This is a genomic window from Dehalobacter restrictus DSM 9455, from assembly GCF_000512895.1.
In the GTDB taxonomy this organism is placed as follows: Bacteria; Bacillota; Desulfitobacteriia; order Desulfitobacteriales; family Syntrophobotulaceae; genus Dehalobacter; species Dehalobacter restrictus.
The window spans coordinates 612682-629295 of record NZ_CP007033.1; the positions used below are offsets into that span (position 1 = coordinate 612682).

The 16614-nt window shown below is 48.4% G+C and carries 15 protein-coding genes; all 15 read left to right on the plus strand.

Annotated elements, in window-relative coordinates:
- Window position 1 precedes the first annotated feature (1 nt).
- The 15 genes from yqfD (at window position 2) to ppdK (ending at window position 16513) form a co-directional block, all read left to right on the plus strand.
- Window positions 2-1204: a sporulation protein YqfD gene (gene yqfD / locus DEHRE_RS02950; protein ID WP_019225744.1), complete on the plus strand. Its 1203-nt coding sequence runs from the start codon at window positions 2-4 to the stop codon at window positions 1202-1204.
- Between the two features lie 32 nt (window positions 1205-1236).
- The gene (locus DEHRE_RS02955; RefSeq protein WP_019225743.1) at window positions 1237-2217 is read left to right on the plus strand and encodes a PhoH family protein; all 981 of its coding nucleotides are present in this window, start codon (window positions 1237-1239) and stop codon (window positions 2215-2217) included.
- Between the two features lie 27 nt (window positions 2218-2244).
- Window positions 2245-4479, plus strand: coding sequence for an HD family phosphohydrolase (locus tag DEHRE_RS02960; protein WP_242837072.1), 2235 nt, complete (start codon window positions 2245-2247; stop codon window positions 4477-4479).
- A 9-nt stretch (window positions 4480-4488) separates the two neighbouring features.
- A complete protein-coding gene (gene ybeY, locus DEHRE_RS02965) occupies window positions 4489-5100 on the plus strand; it encodes an rRNA maturation RNase YbeY (RefSeq protein ID WP_019225741.1) in 612 nt (203 codons plus the stop codon).
- Between the two features lie 15 nt (window positions 5101-5115).
- On the plus strand, window positions 5116-5481 hold the full coding sequence (locus DEHRE_RS02970; RefSeq protein WP_019225740.1) for a diacylglycerol kinase family protein: 366 nt from the start codon (window positions 5116-5118) through the stop codon (window positions 5479-5481).
- A 232-nt stretch (window positions 5482-5713) separates the two neighbouring features.
- Window positions 5714-6139, plus strand: coding sequence for a cytidine deaminase (locus tag DEHRE_RS02975; RefSeq protein ID WP_019225739.1), 426 nt, complete (start codon window positions 5714-5716; stop codon window positions 6137-6139).
- 96 nt (window positions 6140-6235) lie between these two features.
- Window positions 6236-7153, plus strand: a complete 918-nt coding sequence (era, locus tag DEHRE_RS02980) for a GTPase Era (protein ID WP_025205220.1) — start codon at window positions 6236-6238, stop codon at window positions 7151-7153.
- A gap of 96 nt (window positions 7154-7249) precedes the next feature.
- Complete coding sequence (gene deoC / locus DEHRE_RS02985; protein ID WP_025205221.1) at window positions 7250-7891, plus strand: deoxyribose-phosphate aldolase; 642 nt, start codon at window positions 7250-7252, stop codon at window positions 7889-7891.
- 129 nt (window positions 7892-8020) lie between these two features.
- Window positions 8021-8764 carry a DNA repair protein RecO gene (gene recO, locus DEHRE_RS02990; protein WP_025205222.1) on the plus strand — a complete coding sequence of 248 codons (744 nt, stop codon included), beginning with the start codon at window positions 8021-8023 and terminating at the stop codon, window positions 8762-8764.
- Between the two features lie 107 nt (window positions 8765-8871).
- Window positions 8872-9003, plus strand: coding sequence for a hypothetical protein (locus tag DEHRE_RS15460; RefSeq protein WP_282432039.1), 132 nt, complete (start codon window positions 8872-8874; stop codon window positions 9001-9003).
- A 105-nt stretch (window positions 9004-9108) separates the two neighbouring features.
- On the plus strand, window positions 9109-9987 hold the full coding sequence (glyQ, locus tag DEHRE_RS03000) for a glycine--tRNA ligase subunit alpha (protein WP_015044578.1): 879 nt from the start codon (window positions 9109-9111) through the stop codon (window positions 9985-9987).
- 2 nt (window positions 9988-9989) lie between these two features.
- Window positions 9990-12062, plus strand: a complete 2073-nt coding sequence (glyS, locus tag DEHRE_RS03005; protein ID WP_025205224.1) for a glycine--tRNA ligase subunit beta — start codon at window positions 9990-9992, stop codon at window positions 12060-12062.
- A gap of 277 nt (window positions 12063-12339) precedes the next feature.
- On the plus strand, window positions 12340-13002 hold the full coding sequence (gene ccpN, locus DEHRE_RS03010; RefSeq protein ID WP_025205225.1) for a transcriptional regulator CcpN: 663 nt from the start codon (window positions 12340-12342) through the stop codon (window positions 13000-13002).
- 24 nt (window positions 13003-13026) lie between these two features.
- Window positions 13027-13857 (plus strand): pyruvate, water dikinase regulatory protein, encoded by an 831-nt coding sequence (locus DEHRE_RS03015; RefSeq protein ID WP_025205226.1) that lies wholly within the window; start codon window positions 13027-13029, stop codon window positions 13855-13857.
- Complete coding sequence (ppdK, locus tag DEHRE_RS03020; protein ID WP_025205227.1) at window positions 13850-16513, plus strand: pyruvate, phosphate dikinase; 2664 nt, start codon at window positions 13850-13852, stop codon at window positions 16511-16513. The genes DEHRE_RS03015 and ppdK overlap by 8 nt, the downstream gene beginning before the upstream one ends.
- Window positions 16514-16614: the final 101 nt, after the last annotated feature.

The window sequence follows — 16614 nt, forward strand, 5'->3', positions numbered from 1 at the left end:
GGTGTTCGGAAAATTTGGCAGGTACCTGCACGGAAGGGTAACCATTCAAGCGCAGGGTAAGAATTTAGCCGGATTTATTAATGAGGCGCTTAAAGACAGGATTGAATTTTATAATGGAAAAAAATTGACGGATAGCTTTTTGGCCGAAATCAATGCTGCAGATTTCAGGCGTTTGCGTAAGGCAGCCAAAAAAGCAGGAATCAAAATCAATATCCGGAACAGGTACGGATTTCCGTTTGTAGCGCTACGCTGGCAAAAACGCAAGGGCCTGATTTTTGGTGTTTTTATCATCATTGCAGCACTCACGGTTCTTTCTCAGTATGTGCTTTCCATTAGTGTGGAAGGAAACAGCAGGGTGTCAGCGGATCAGATTATTGCCGAAGCCGGGAAAGCCGGCTTAAATAAATGGGTGCTGAAAAGTTCTCTTGACCTTGATCAGATGAGCAAACAAGTTCAGGAGAGCATGCCTGACCTGGTCTGGATGACGATGGAAGAGCGCGGAACGAATATTAAAATCAGAGTCGTCGAAAAAACCCTGCCGCAAACCGTTTTATTCCGGGGAGATCTCCTGGCAGCCAAAACAGGTTATGTGGAAGATGTGATCGTCATTCAGGGGCAGGCGCTAATCGCTGAAGGACAGCTGGTTACCGCCGGACAGGTTTTGATCAAGGCTGCAGGAGGAATGACGGAATACAGCTTTGACGTATCTGGTCAGAACAGAACCAAACAAAACGCGACCGATGCGCCGGCGGCCAAAGGGTTTGTCCGGGCAAAGGTCTGGTACAGCGCGGATAAGATTATTCCCATGGAAGAGGATAGGACGGAAAAGACGGCAAATAGGACCAATGGCTGGGGAATAAAAATAAATAATCGTGTAATAATGATAATGAATCAGGATAGCCCCTATTCCGATTCGATCCAAGAAACCTGCACATATGCATTGCCCAGTTGGAGGAATTGGCGTTTTCCTGTCGAATTGTTAAAAGTACATTATGAAGAAACTCAAAAAGTACATGTAAGCCGTGCGGCAGCAGAAGCAAGGAAGCTTGCCGAGACCCTGGCCAGGGAGGAATTGAAACAAAAACTGCCTTCAGGGGTCAAAGTACTGCATGATAAGGTCCGGATCCTTTCATCCCAAAAAGGAACGGAACATGTCAGGGTTGAAGTTGAGACCTTTGAAGATATAGCGGTATATAAAAAATAAGCAAATATCTTTGCATTTGGAGGAACTCACATTTGCGTAATGAATCAAAACTCAACCTGAAAGATAAAGAAGAAGCATTAAACCTGTTTGGTCTCGAGGACGTCAACTTAAGATTTCTGGAAGAACGTCTCGGCTGTCAGATTGTTTTTCGCAGTGAAGAGATGACGATTTCAGGCGAAGAACAGCAGGTCAAGCTTGCCGAAGCAGTCCTCAAACAGCTTCTGGACTTAATTCGGAAAGGCAATACACTGACCCTGGCAGATGTAACTTATGTTGTTTCCCAGGTGGAAGAGGGCAGCGCGAAGGATATGGCTCAAAACCTCACCCATATCATCGCGACGACGCAAAGGGGGCGTCCGATCAAACCTAAGACGCTCGGACAGGCCAAGTATGTTAAAGCCATTGCTAAGGATTCACTCGTCTTTGGCATCGGACCCGCCGGCACAGGAAAGACCTATCTGGCGGTGGTCATGGCGGTCAAGGCGCTGAGGGCCAAAGAAGTGAACAGGATTGTTCTCACCCGGCCTGCGGTGGAAGCCGGAGAAAAACTCGGTTTTTTGCCCGGGGATTTGCAGGAGAAGGTCAATCCGTACCTCAGGCCGCTCTATGATGCGCTCTATGATCTTCTTGGACCGGAAACGACCGCGCGGTATATTGAGAAAGGTACGATTGAGATTGCTCCGCTGGCCTATATGCGCGGGCGTACGCTAGACGATTCCTTTATTATTCTGGATGAGGCCCAAAATACATCCCCGGAGCAAATGAAAATGTTTTTGACCAGACTCGGGTTTGCCTCGAAAGCAGTGGTTACCGGCGACATTACCCAGGTTGACCTTCCCCGCGGTAATTATTCAGGGCTGATTGAAGTACAACATATCCTGAAAGGTATCGGAGATATTTCCTTCCATTACTTTACTTTGGACGATATTGTACGTAACCCGCTTGTACAAAGCATTATTCACGCTTACGATGCGCAAGATATAAAAGAGGACAAGCAGTCCGGTAAGGATTGATGGGACTTGAATAAAAAATTGAAAACAATGCTTTTGCCTAAAGAGACCAAGAATGCTATGACAAAATACCAGATAGCATTATTTCTGCTGTTCTTTATTCTTTTAACCGCGATATTGGCCTCGGATCTTTTTCAGTCTAAATTAAATATTGAATCCGGTGAACCCAGTCCGGAATTGATTACGGCACCTTATGAAAAGAAAGTGACGGATCTTGCCAAGTTCCAGGAGGAACAGAAAGCAGCAGCGAATGCGGTCGAACCTGTTTATATGGCCGATGACGGTCAAATCTCCAACTTGTCAAAAGATTTGGATCGGACATTCGAGATTCTGGCGGATCAGAAAGATTCTAAGGACAGTCTTACTGAAAAAATGGACGAGCTCCGCAAGAGAGTCCCTTTCAGCGAATTATTGGACAGCACGCTTGGAGCGCTGCTGAATTTGTCTGATCACGAGATTGTAACTGCCTCTGGAACTGGTTCAGTTGTCATCCTTGGGATAGCAAGCAATGCCGAAAGCGGAGCGAGATCTCAGGCAGAAGTATCACTCTTGCAGGACCGAATGATTGAACAGATCAATAAATCTAGCATGACTGAACCTGTGAAAGAACTTATAAATGAATTTATCGAGCAGTGTGTGATCAAACCGACACTGACCATTGATAAAGAAGCGACAAAGAAAATGCAGGATATTGCCATTTCCGACGTTAAACCATCCATCCGGACCTATCGAGAAAATGAAAAAATTATCGGACCGGGGGAAATTGTTGATGATCAGGTTTATCAGGCCTTGCAGGCGTATGGATTGATCAAAGTAAAATCTCCGTGGAAGCCGGCTTCCGGAATTGCAATTATTGTCTTGGTTTCAATGATCATTTTGATTTTGTTCGCCTACCAGTTCAGTCCAGACACGTTTACCCACTGGCAAAGGATGGTGCTGATCGGACTCCTCATGATTGTTGCATTGGCCATGGGTAAAGCCTTTATGGCGATCAGTCTTGGGGACAATGAATTAAATACTTTGACGGCTATCCTGATACCTGCGGCCTGGGTTACGATGACGGTGACACTCCTGCTTGGCGTTAAGATTGCAGTTCTGGTAGGCGTCATTCTGGCTATTTTCACCGGAATGATGGCAGATCCAGGGAATATGGGAGCAGCAGGTTCGCTGGCAGCCTTATTTTCTTTGCTTAGCGGTATTGTCGGTATACAGGGTGTTGCCAAACTGGACCGCCGTTCTGAGCTGGCCAGGGCAGGATTGTTTGTGGCTTTGGTAAACATTGCCCTTGTAAGCGGTGTTGCCTTGATCCTTCAGATCAGCCCAACCGATTGGCTGATCGGCTGCATACTGAGTGTTGCCAACGGATTTTTGTCGTCTGTTCTTACCATGGGTATTTTGCCCTGGCTGGAACAGGGCTTCAACATTACATCGGCTGTAAGACTGTTGGAATTATCCAACCCGAATGCGCCACTATTGAAAAGCTTATTGATCGAAGCGCCAGGGACCTACCATCACAGCGTCCTGGTCGGGAATCTAGCCGAAACTGCCGCTGAGGAAATTAAAGCCGACCCTGTGCTGGTCAGAGTCGGCGCACTCTATCATGATATCGGCAAGCTGAAAAGACCGTACTTCTTTATAGAAAACCAGTTTTCCAAGGATAATCCCCACGAGAAGATTGCCCCGACGCTTAGTTCGCTGATTATCATTTCCCATATCAAAGACGGGCTAGAAATGGCCAAAGCGCATAAGCTTCCATCCAATATTCAGGATATTATTGCGCAGCACCACGGGGACAGCACGGCATCGTTCTTTTACCATAAAGCACTCGAAGAGAATCCGGATATTTCGGAAGAAGCTTTCAGGTATGACGGGCAGCGTCCCCAGTCTAAAGAGGCGGCGTTGGTTCTTCTGGCGGATAATGTTGAAGCAGCCGTTCGTTCCCAGAAGGACAGTTCGCCGGGAAAAATTGAAGGATTGGTGCGTAAGATTATTAAGGAGAAATTTGATGAGGGCCTGCTTGATCAATGTGACTTAACCTTTAAGGATCTGGATAAGATATCTATAGCTTTTGTTAAGGTTCTAAGCGGAATATTCCATTCCAGGATCGAGTACCCTGAATTGCCGTCCGCCAAGACCAAAGTGGCAGAGGAAGCGGGCACTGATCAGAAACAGGAGGAACCCAAAACGCAAAAAGAGAATGAGTCTCCGGCTAAGCAGGACAGCGAGCCTGGTTCGCCGTCTGAAAAAAATAATTCTCACGAATAGGGGGAGAAAATGGAACTAGATATCAGTTGGGAAGAGGATTCTGTTGCAGAAGATGAACAAAATAAAATAGCAAAACTGCTTCGTACGGGCATTCAGAAAGCGCTTCTTGAGGGAGGCGGCCAGGATGACGCTGAGATCGGACTTGTCCTGACCAATGATGAATCCATTCATCTCCTGAATAAGACGTACCGCGGAATTGACAGCCCCACGGACGTCCTGTCTTTTGCCCTTCGGGAAAAGGGGGAAGGAGAGCCGGAGATTTATTTTAGTCCTCAGTCGGACAAAGATAAGAAAGAACGGGTTGAGTATTCTCTCGAAGAAATTATCGACGAAGAAGATCAAGACCTCGACGAATACGAAGCAGATAATTTTGAGGAGTACGAAGAGGATGACGATGATTTGAGCTACTGCGATACAACTCTCGGTGATATCGTGATTTCTGTCGAAAGAGCCCGTTCTCAGGCCATTGCGTATGGGCATTCCTTTGCCAGAGAGATTGTTTACCTGGCAGTGCACGGAACACTGCACCTTCTGGGGTACGATCATGGCAGTGAGGAGGATTCCAGTGTCATGAGGCGTCTGGAGGAACAGGTTATGGATCAGCTGAGCCTGCTGCGCTGACAAGGGGGAAGAATAATGCCGGATATCCATAAGCCTGCTGGTTTTATTGGCAGCTGCAGACGGTCTTTGCAAGGGATTGCTTACTCGCTGAGAACAGAAAAACACCTCAGATTTCATTTTTTTGTCGCTGCGGTTGTTGTTTTGGCCAGCGCTTACTTTCGTCTTTCAGGCGTTCACTGGCTATTTATTATTTATGCCATTGGCAGCGTTCTGGTGGCGGAATTGTTCAATACCGCGTTGGAAAGCGCGATTGATTTGGCTGAACCCGGGTACCATCCCCTTGCCGGCCTCGGCAAGGATGTTGCTTCCGGTGCCGTACTGGTTGCCGCCATACAGGCCGTGATTATCGGAATCATTATATTCGGATCTTATATTTTTTAGAGTAGACCTGTGGGACAAATACCGCTTTTCGGCTGTTGCGCCATCCTTGACTTGTCGCTCCTTGCCCTCCATGGCACCGCGACATTAGGCCATCCGTGGCCGTCAAAAGGCCGCGCTTTGCACTCTATGCTCCGCTCACAGCGGAACTGTAGCCCTCAGACTGATCTTAAGATTGTTTAAGGAAGTCTGCAAGTCGTAGCGTTGTTATTATCTAAGACGGGGGCGGAATGAGATGAAGAACGAACAGGTTTTGGACATCAACCAGGCTGCGGAGCTGATTCGCCAGGCGCATCAGGCTTGTGAAGATGCTTATGCCCCTTACTCCTGCTACAAGGTTGGAGCCGCCGTTCTCTGGGAATCCGGAAGAATTACTTCCGGTGTCAATGTCGAGAATGCTTCCTATGGCCTGACTGTCTGTGCGGAACGTAATGCTGTGTTCCATGGGATCGGTTTGGGGGAAAGGCGGATCAAAGCGGTTGCTGTCGCAGTTCCGCTCGAGGAAATACCGTCCCCATGCGGTGCCTGCCGACAGGTGATCCGGGAATTCGCATCGGATTGCCTTGTTTTGCTCAGCAATGGCAGCGGAGAAATCAGGAAAACCCGTTTGAAGGATCTTCTTCCTGATTCGTTTGGCCCGGAGTTTTTAAAAAGCATTTAGGTTAAGAGACCACATGTTATACAGCTATAGGATATATAACGATAGGATACACAATTTTATGATACGAGACTTTATGATACAAGGAAGGTAAAGCATTTGAACAAGCAGGATAAAAAAGGTTTTCGATCGGGTTTTGTTGCGGTGATCGGACGGCCCAATGCGGGGAAATCGACCTTGCTGAATACGCTTTTGGGTCAGAAAGTGCTGATTATATCTGATAAGCCGCAGGCAACCAGAAACAGAATCCGGTGTATCCTTACCGAAGAACGCGGGCAGATCATCTTTTTTGACACGCCCGGTATCCATAAACCGAAGCACCGTCTGGGTGAATACATGGTCGCGGCCGCCAAAAGCACTTTGCAGGGCGTCGATTTTGCGATATGCGTCGTCGATGCCTCTGTACCGTTTGGATCGGGGGATGAATACGTGCTTCAGGTCATTAAGGACAGCGGAGTCCCGTGCATTTTGGCCTTAAATAAAATTGACCTGATCTCCAAGGATCAGCTGCTGGAGAAAATAGCCGGCTTTGCCAAAATAGCAGATTTTAAAGAAATTGTTCCAATTTCAGCTTTACAGTCCGAGAATACCATAAAGTTAATGGATCTGATTTTTGAAGCGCTTCTGCCTGGCCCAATGTATTTTCCGGATGATGTCGTCATTGACCAGCCGGAAAAGTTTGTCGTTGCAGAACTAATCAGAGAAAAGCTGATGAACCTGACCAGAGAAGAAGTCCCGCACTCCGTCGCGGTCGTGGTCGATAAGATGGAAGAGAAAAAATCCCTGATTAAGATAGAGGCTGTGATCCTCGTCGAGCGTGATTCCCAGAAAGGAATTGTGATTGGCAAGGAAGGAAATGTCTTAAAAGAAGTCGGAAGGCTCGCCCGGGAAGAAATTGAAACGCTGCTTGGCAGCAAGGTATTCCTTGAACTTTGGGTCAAAGTCAAGAAGGACTGGCGCAACCAGAATAACCAGCTCAGGGATCTGGGATATAATCTGAAGGACCTGAAAGAATAAATGTCGCGGGGTACATTAGGTTTACAAAAAATAGGGTATCTTAGCATATTAGCGATACGGGAAAGTATAAAAGAACGCTGAAGGGAAGGTAGATTTATGAATATCGCCGGAAGAATTGACCATACGCTTCTGAAACCTGAAGCGACGGAGAAGGATATCGTTGATCTTTGCCATGAGGCTGTCAAACACGGTTTTGCTTCCGTTTGTGTAAATCCCGTGTATATTTGTACCGCCGCACGCCTGCTGCACGGAACCAGTGTCATACCGTGCACGGTCATAGGTTTTCCACTTGGAGCTGCGTTTATCGAAATAAAGATGCAGGAGATTCTGGCAGCAAAAGCCCATGGTGCGCGGGAAGTTGATGCCGTGATGTGCATCGGCAAAGCCAAATCCGGCGATTGGAAGGCCGTACAGCGTGATGTGAATTTGATGGTTCAGACGGCACAGGGCTGCGGTCTAAAAATAAAAATAATTATTGAAACCGGGCTTTTAAACGAGGACGAAAAACAAAAAGCAGCTGAGATTGTCCGGGAAGCCGGAGCAGACTATATCAAAACATCGACCGGTTATTTTGGTGGCGCAACAGTTGAAGACGTCAAGAACCTGAAAAACTGGGCAGGCCCTGGTGTTAAAGTCAAAGCATCCGGCGGAATCAAGACGAAAGAGTTTGCCTTGGAACTGATCAAAGCAGGTGCCGACAGACTCGGAACCAGTTCCGGGATCGTAATAATCCAGTAGTATTTAGTTCTTAGATGTATTAACTGTTTAGTCAATAGAAATTACATAAATAGGAATGCTACCCAAATAGATAGCATCTATTGAAGATATAATAGGGAATAAAGACACGACCGGGGATGATGTTGGGAGATGGCAGTCTATCAGGCGGATGCGATTGTGATCCGCAGCAGGGAGTATGGTGAGTCGGACAGGCTTATCACGCTTTTTTCAAGGGAAAAAGGAAAACTGGAGGCTGTGGCCAAGGGGGTTCGGAAACCCAAAAGCACCCAGAGGGGCGGGACGCAGCTTTTCACGTATGCCGATTTTTTGCTGTACAGGGGGAAAACACTGGATACGGTGAATCAGGCTCAGCCCCGAGAAAACTTCATCCATCTCTGGGACGATTTTGATCGGACGATCACTGCGTCGGCAATGGTCGAACTGCTGGATATTTCTACTGTCAGGGAACAGCCTGATCCGGAACTGTTCACCCTTACCTTAAGCTTTCTTTTTTTGCTCAAACATCTTGACCCGTATATGGCTCAGGCCGCTTATGCGCTCAGGCTCATGCACCTACAGGGGTATCTGCCGTCAATGGAGGGTTGTACCGAATGCGGCGGAGACCTTTCCGGCGAGCAGGTCTATTTAAGTGCGGAGGCCGGAGGTTTTCTTTGTGCGGCCTGTAAAAACAACCGGATCGTCATAGCGCTGAACCCGGGAAGCCTGGCCCTGATGCGCCAGCTGTACCAGGCCGATTTCGTGAAGATTGATCGACTGCGCTGGAACAAAAAAATGCGGCAGGAAATCCTCGAAAGCCTTTGCCATTACTGTGAACAGAAATTTGAACGCAAACTCCTAGCCTGGAGACAAGGCAGTGAGTTCTGGAACAAGTGAGTTCTGGAAGAATTGACAGTGAAGCTTTATTGGCATATAATATCTCAGATAAAGGTTATACTGCATATAAGTAGCTTCCTTTTTATGAAAATATTTTGTCCGCATAGATGGAAAAGATGCCTGCAATAGCCGCTAAGAGAGTCCGGGAGGGTGAGAGCCGGACAGGTGAAAACAGGTTGGGCAGTCTGGAGCGGATCAGGTTCAAAGAGGATTCCAAGTTATCTGACAAAGTTACGTAAGTATATTGGAATCAAGCAGGGTGGAACCGCGGGAAATACTCTCGTCCCTGCAGCAATTATTTGCTGTATGGATGGGGGTTTTTATTTTTGAACGGAGGAAATCATATGAAATTTCAAGATCTTATTCTGGCCCTTAACCAGTTTTGGGGGGAGCAGGGATGTATTATTGCTCAGCCCTATGATATTGAAAAAGGTGCAGGAACGATGAACCCGGCCACTTTTTTACGGGCGCTGGGACCGGAACCCTGGAATGTGGCTTATGTGGAGCCGTCCAGACGTCCGACCGACGGCAGATACGGTGAAAACCCGAATCGTCTACAGCACTATTTTCAGTACCAGGTCATTCTGAAGCCTTCGCCGGATAATGTTCAGGAGCTTTATTTGGAAAGCCTGGAGCGGCTCGGAATTAATCCGGCCGACCATGATATCCGGTTTGTGGAAGACAACTGGGAATCCCCTACACTGGGGGCCTGGGGCCTTGGTTGGGAAGTTTGGCTGGACGGCATGGAAGTCACGCAGTTCACCTACTTTCAGCAGTGCGGCGGCATTGACTGCAAACCCGTCTGCGCAGAAATTACGTATGGGATAGAAAGACTGGCGACCTTTATTCAGGGCAAGGACAGCGTCTTTGATATTGAGTGGGTCGGAGACATTAGCTACGGTGATATTTATCTGCAGAATGAAATTGATTTTTCACGCTACAACTTTGAAGTGGCTGACATCGATGCGCTGCGGCAGTGGTTTGATATGTACGAGAAGGAATCAGAGCGGACCGTCCAGGCAGGCCTGGTCGTGCCGGCCTACGATTATGTACTGAAATGCTCTCACGCGTTTAACCTTCTGGAAGCCCGGGGGGCGATCAGTGTGACGGAAAGAACCGGGTACATTGCCAGAGTAAGACACCTGGCCCGTCTGTGTGCCCAGGCCTATGTCACCCAGAGGGAAACACTTGGGTTTCCTTTACTGAAAAAAAGGGGGGAATAAAAATGAGCAAGGACTTTTTACTGGAAATCGGCATGGAAGAAATGCCCGCCAAATTTGCACCAGGTGCAGTGGCCCAGCTGGAGAACAATGCCCGAAAAATGCTGGCGGAACTGCGTTTAGCGTATAAGAATCTGCAGTGCTATGTGACACCGAGGCGCCTGGCGCTCTATGTAGAAGCTCTGGCTGAGAAACAGCAGGATATCAGTGAGGAAGTCAAAGGACCTGCCCAGAAGGCAGCGTTTGATGCTGAAGGCAAACCGACCAAAGCTGCTGAAGGATTTGCGCGCGGACAGGGCGTCAAGACCGAAGACTTTTTTTTGAAAGAAATCAATGGCGTGCCCTATGTGTATGTTGTAAAATACCAAAAAGGCGAAGAAACCGAAAAGCTGCTGTCACAGGTCTCGCTGAATCTTGTTACGAGCCTCAACTTCCCGAAACCGATGCGCTGGGGAGATTATGAGATCCGTTTTGCACGCCCGATCCGCTGGCTTATCTCCTTGTTTGGCGACGAGGTAATCCCTTTCAGCTATGCCGGAATTCAGGCCGGAAGAACCTCACGTGGACACCGTACGCTTGGCAGCTATATCCGGATTGTTCAGCCGGCTGAATATCTGAATGCGCTGGAATCGGTTTTTGTGCTGGCTGACCAGGAGAAAAGAAAACAGAATATCTGGAGCCAGATCCAACTGTTGGCCGCTAAGGTCGGCGGCAAAGTCGACCAGGACGAGAACCTGCTGACTGAGATCTGCCATCTGGTGGAATATCCGACCGCTCTTCTGGGCGAAGTCGATGTCAAATATATGGTCCTGCCGGGAGAAGTCATCACCACGCCGATGAAGGAACATCAGCGTTATTTTCCGGTCAAGGCGGAAGACGGCAAGCTGCTGCCGTACTTTATTACGGTACGGAACGGCGACAGAACCTCACTCGATATCGTGAAAGAAGGTAATAAGAAAGTGCTCAAAGCCCGTTTGGAAGATGCCGCTTTCTATTACCGGGAAGATCTGAAAAGTCCGCTGCATACCCTGATTCCGAAACTGGACAGGGTTGTGTATCACGAGAAACTTGGTACTGTCGGACAAAGGGTCGCCCGTCTTCAGAAACTGGCTGTTGCGATTGCGAACGAAATGGGTCTCGATACAAAAGAAACAGAACTGGTTGACCGGACGGCCTATCTGGCTAAAGCAGATCTTGTGTCGCACATGGTTTACGATTTTCCTGAACTTCAGGGAATCATGGGTGCGTACTATGCCGGAAGCAATGGCGAAGCCCCGGCCGTTTGTGCTGGAATCCTTGAACATTACCGGCCGCGTCATGCCGGAGACGCGTTCCCTTCCTCTGTAACCGGGAAAGTGGTCAGTCTCGCTGATAAACTTGATGCGATCGTCGGTTCTTTCGGGATCGGCATCCAGCCGACCGGTTCGCAGGACCCCTATGCGCTAAGGCGTCAGGCGCTTGGAATTGTCGGACTGATGGTTCAAGACGAACTGGACCTGTCTCTTCTGCGGCTAATCGAAGAGTCCTACAGTATATTCACCGTGCAGGGAATCACGCTGGAACCGCTGGAGAAGATCAGACCGGCCCTTCTGGACTTCTTCGTCCAAAGGGTCCGCTACCTGCTCCAGGAATCCGGACTGCGCTATGATACGATTGACGCTGTCATGGCCCACGAAACAGAAAAGCCTGCTCATCTGATGAAAAAGGCCGTAGTACTCGCCCAAGTCAGGGATGAAGCTGACTTTGTCTCCTACAGCAACGCCTATGTCCGTTGCGTGAACCTCTGCAAGAAAGCAGCTGCCGCTGCATGGCAGGTTTCCGATTTACAAGTAAGCTCGGAGCTGGCGCTCGCCGAATGTTTGCACGAAAAAGCTCCACTGATTCGGACGGCTGTGAACGATGCGGATTTCAGGAAAGCCTACGCGTTTGCTACTGAGATCGTACCATTGATCGAAAAACTGTTTGAAGATGTCATGATCATGGTCGAAGATGAAGAGCTCAGAAATGCTCGTCTGGGATTGTTGAAGAGCTGTGTGGAAGCCCTGGGCTGTCTCGGAGACCTGACACTTCTTGCGTAGGTTCACCCTCGTTTTCAGAGGGATGACATTGATCGTCTGTATGTCTCTGTATGTCTGATTCTTCTGAGGGTTGATTTAGATTATTTCTGGAGGTATTTTGGATATTTTTCTAAAATGTATTTTTAATGTATTTTTTGTTTTTCTTTTTTAATGATAAGGCTTTCCTTTTTTTGAATATGTTATATAATATAGAAATATGACATACTATATCATTGGATTACCGTCAATGTGCTACGATATTTGAACTTTAGTTTCTATTTTCCGGAGGGTGAGAAAAATGCAGCTTTCCGAGCGCCAGGAGAAGATCCTCGAACTTGTGAAAAAATCCAGCCCGATGACGGGAGAACAAATAGCCAGTCAGCTGAATTTGAACAGGGCGACCTTAAGACCTGATCTGACAATTCTGACCATGGCGGGTGTATTGGAGGCGCGTCCCCGAGTCGGTTATTTTTATAATGGAAATGCGGGACCTTCACCTATCGCCCAAAGGTTCAGGCAGCTCAGAGTCGGTGATTTCAAATCAATTGCAGCTGCGGTCAAGGAGAGCGTCTCGATTTACGATGCAGTCGTATCCATGTTTACCAACAATGTCGGCAGCCTGATCGTGATTAATGATGAACGTGAGCTTAAGGGGATGGTTTCCTGCAAGGATATTCTGAAGGCTTCACTTGGCAATATGGATCTGCACGGGATGCCGATCAGTGTCATCATGACCAGGATGCCGAATATTATCATGGCTGCATCCGATGAATCCGTACTCGAGGCCGCCAGAAAGCTGGTACAGCACCAAATTGATACGCTTCCGGTCGTCGAAAGCTATATCAATGAGGGAGGTCGCGAAAGTTTTGAGGTAGTTGGCAGATTTACAAAGACCAATGTAACCAGCCTGTTTGTAGAACTGGGCCAGGATAAATTTCCAAATACCGCAAAGTGGTTTTAGAGGAGAAAGCGAGGGGGTGTTTTGGTGACCGATCAAATCCCGGTAATTTATGTAATTTCCGATGCGCTGGGAGAGACGGCAGAGTTTGTCAGCAGAGCGGCAGCAGCACAGTTTAACGGAATAAAGACAAAAATTCGCCGGGTGCCTTATGTTCTGGATGAAACGCATATCGATGACATCTTGGAAGAAGCGGTAGAGGAACAGGCAATTCTCGTTTACACGCTGGTCCTGACAAATTTGAGGCTCTACATAGAACGACGGGCCAAGGAAAAAAATCTAATCACCATCGATATTTTGAGTCCGCTGATTTCGGCATTGGCTGATAAAACCGGACTTGATCCCAAAAATATACCCAATGTTACGCACCGACTGGATGAACAGTACTTCCGGAAGGTAGAGGCTGTGGAGTTTGCAGTTAAATATGACGATGGCAAGGACCCGCGAGGGCTGCTGTATGCTGATGTCGTCCTAATAGGCGTGTCCCGGACCTCAAAAACACCGCTAAGCATGTACCTTGCCCATAAAGGGATTAAGGCTGCGAATATCCCGCTGGTGCCGGAAGTGACACCGCCCCGGGAACTGTATGAAGTTCCCCGAAATAAGGTCTTCGGGCTGATCTTAGGCCCGGAAAAACTGAACCAAATACGCAGTGAACGGCTGAAAACGCTGGGACTTGGAGCATCTGCCGATTATGCCAATCTGAACAGGATTATGGAAGAGCTCGACTATGCCAAACAGATCATGAAGAAGATTGGCTGTGTAATCATAGATACCACCAATAAAGCGGTCGAAGAAACCGCAAGTGTGATTCTGCAGAAAGTAACAATAAACGGGGAGTTGAGAAAAGATGGTTGACAAAAAATATGTGTACTTGTTTCGTGAAGGCAGTGCCGACATGAAAAACCTTCTTGGAGGCAAGGGAGCAAACCTGGCTGAAATGACCAACATCGGACTGAATGTCCCGCAAGGCTTTACGATTACCACGGAAGCCTGCCTCGAATACTATGACTGCGGCGAGCAGCTGCCCGGAGGATTATGGGAACAGATCCTTCCCGCGATCCAGGATGTCGAGAGGGCAAGCGGCAAGAGATTTGGCGATCCCGAAAATCCGCTTCTGGTTTCGGTCCGTTCCGGTGCGAGGGTTTCCATGCCTGGGATGATGGATACAATCCTGAACCTCGGTTTGAACGAAGGAACAGCCAGCGGCGTCAGCAAGGCAACAGGCAATGAGAGATTTGCTTTTGACTGCTACAGACGCTTTATCCAGATGTTTGGCGATGTCGTACTTGGAATTGCCAGCCACAAATTTGAGAATATCTTGGAAGAAGTCAAAGAAAAGCAGGGTGTGACGTTCGATTCCGAGCTTTCTCCGGAAAGCCTGAAAGGACTTGTGGTCAAGTTTAAAGCGCTTGTTAAGCAGGAGACCGGTGTACCATTCCCTGATGATCCGTATGAACAGCTTAAGGAAGCGATCACCGCCGTTTTCAAATCCTGGAACAACCACCGGGCGATCGTGTACCGGAAAGCCAATGGTATTCCGGACAGCTACGGCACCGCCGTCAACGTCCAGTCGATGGTATTTGGCAACATGGGTAATGACTCCGGTACGGGCGTGGCCTTTACCCGGAACCCGTCAACCGGTGAAAAACACTTGTATGGGGAATATTTGATGAATGCCCAGGGTGAAGATGTCGTTGCAGGCATCCGTACACCACTTTCGATTGACAGCCTGCAAAATGACAATCCGGAAATTTACCGCCAATTCAGCGAGATCGCCAAGAATCTGGAAAACCATTATAAAAACATGCAGGATATCGAGTTCACGATTGAGAAAGGCAGACTCTACATACTCCAGACCCGTAACGGAAAATGTACGATTTCTGCTGCAATCCGCATTGCTGTTGAACTTTGTCAGGAAGGCCTCATCACCAAGGAAGAAGCAGTTGAGAGAATTGATCCGCATCAGCTGGAAAAACTGCTGCACCGCAGAATCGATGATGCCGCGAAGCTCGATGTTGTAGCGACAGGACTGCCTGCCTCACCGGGAGCAGCTTCCGGCAAGATTATCTTCAGTGCGGATGAAGCCGAAAAGCTTGGTCAGGCCGGAGAAAAAGTCATCCTCGTTGGTACGGAAACCACCCCGGACGATATTCACGGCATGCTTGCAGCCCAAGGGATTCTGACCAGCAGGGGAGGCATGACCAGCCACGCTGCTGTTGTAGCCAGACATATGGGCAAACCTGCAGTCTGCGGTTGTGATGCATTGAAAATTAACCTTGCCGACAAGATCTTTATGATTGGCGATGATGCTTATCCCGAAGGTACCGAGATTACGATCGACGGCGCAACAGGCAGGGTCATCAGAGGAACTGTTCCGATGAAGGATCCTGACTTAAGCGGTGAATTCCAAAAAATTCTGGAGTGGTCTGATGGAATCAGAAAGCTTCAGGTTATGGCCAATGCAGATAATCCGCCTGATGCTGCCAAAGCAAGAGAATTCGGCGCCCAGGGCATCGGACTTTGCCGGACGGAACACATGTTTATGGATCCTGCCCGTATCCCGATTGTCCAGAAGATGATTCTGGCTCAGACGCTTCCCGAAAGAGAAGCTGCCTTGGCTGAACTTCTGCCGATGCAGGAAGGCGATTTCTACGGCATTTTGAAGGCCATGCACGGACTGCCGGTGACGATCCGTCTGCTGGATCCGCCTCTCCATGAATTCCTGCCAAATGGCGAAGAACTTGCTCTCGAGATTCAGGAATTAAAACTCACGGCCAACCTGCAGGATGAAAAAGTCCAAAAGGAAATCAAGGATAAAGAGGTTCTGCTGAAGAAAGTCCGCGGTCTCCAGGAGATGAATCCGATGCTCGGGCATCGCGGCTGCCGTCTTGGAATCTCGTATCCGGAAATCTACGCGATGCAGTCCAGAGCTATTTTTAAAGCTGCAGCTAGACTCGTGAAAGAAGGAGTTGACGTGCGTCCGCATGTCAAGATCCCGCTTGTCATTCATCATAAAGAACTTGAAATTCTGCGCAAGCAAACCGAGGAAATCGCTCAGGAAATCATCAAAACCGAAGGCGTCAAGATCAACTACCAAATCGGAACGATGATCGAAGTGCCGAGAGCGGCGCTTACCGCAGACGAAATTGCACCGTTTGCCGAGTTCTTCTCGTTTGGAACCAATGACCTTACCCAGACTGTTTTAGGCTTCTCCCGTGACGACGCTGAAGGCAAATTCCTGCCCGACTATTTGAACCAGAATATCTTGGCCAATAACCCATTTGCAGTCTTAGACCGGGACGGCGTTGGCAGGATCATGAAGATCTGCGTCGATCTCGGACGTAAAGCAAATCCGGGCATCAAAATCGGAATCTGCGGTGAACACGGCGGAGATCCTTCCTCAATCGAATTTTGCCAGGAAATCAACCTGGACTATGTCTCCTGTTCACCCTTCCGCGTACCAATTGCCCGCCTAGGCGCTGCTCAGGCTGCCTTAAAGAATCGGGCTTAAGCGGCACTGCACGATATCAAAACCTAGACCAATGGGAATGACGTCATCAATAACATTGAGGCGTCATTTTTTTTTGTTTGGGTGGTTGTAGTTGTAGGCTG

Bases quoted from the DNA above. Each gene is read 5' to 3' on its own strand.
- DEHRE_RS02960 (WP_242837072.1), top strand. From the start codon at position 2,245: ATGCTTTTGCCTAAAGAGACCAAGAATGCTATGACAAAATACCAGATA.
- ybeY (WP_019225741.1), top strand. From the start codon at position 4,489: ATGGAACTAGATATCAGTTGGGAAGAGGATTCTGTTGCAGAAGATGAA.
- DEHRE_RS02970 (WP_019225740.1), top strand. From the start codon at position 5,116: ATGCCGGATATCCATAAGCCTGCTGGTTTTATTGGCAGCTGCAGACGG.
- DEHRE_RS02975 (WP_019225739.1), top strand. From the start codon at position 5,714: ATGAAGAACGAACAGGTTTTGGACATCAACCAGGCTGCGGAGCTGATT.
- deoC (WP_025205221.1), top strand. From the start codon at position 7,250: ATGAATATCGCCGGAAGAATTGACCATACGCTTCTGAAACCTGAAGCG.
- recO (WP_025205222.1), top strand. From the start codon at position 8,021: ATGGCAGTCTATCAGGCGGATGCGATTGTGATCCGCAGCAGGGAGTAT.
- DEHRE_RS15460 (WP_282432039.1), top strand. From the start codon at position 8,872: ATGGAAAAGATGCCTGCAATAGCCGCTAAGAGAGTCCGGGAGGGTGAG.
- glyQ (WP_015044578.1), top strand. From the start codon at position 9,109: ATGAAATTTCAAGATCTTATTCTGGCCCTTAACCAGTTTTGGGGGGAG.
- glyS (WP_025205224.1), top strand. From the start codon at position 9,990: ATGAGCAAGGACTTTTTACTGGAAATCGGCATGGAAGAAATGCCCGCC.
- ccpN (WP_025205225.1), top strand. From the start codon at position 12,340: ATGCAGCTTTCCGAGCGCCAGGAGAAGATCCTCGAACTTGTGAAAAAA.
- ppdK (WP_025205227.1), top strand. From the start codon at position 13,850: ATGGTTGACAAAAAATATGTGTACTTGTTTCGTGAAGGCAGTGCCGAC.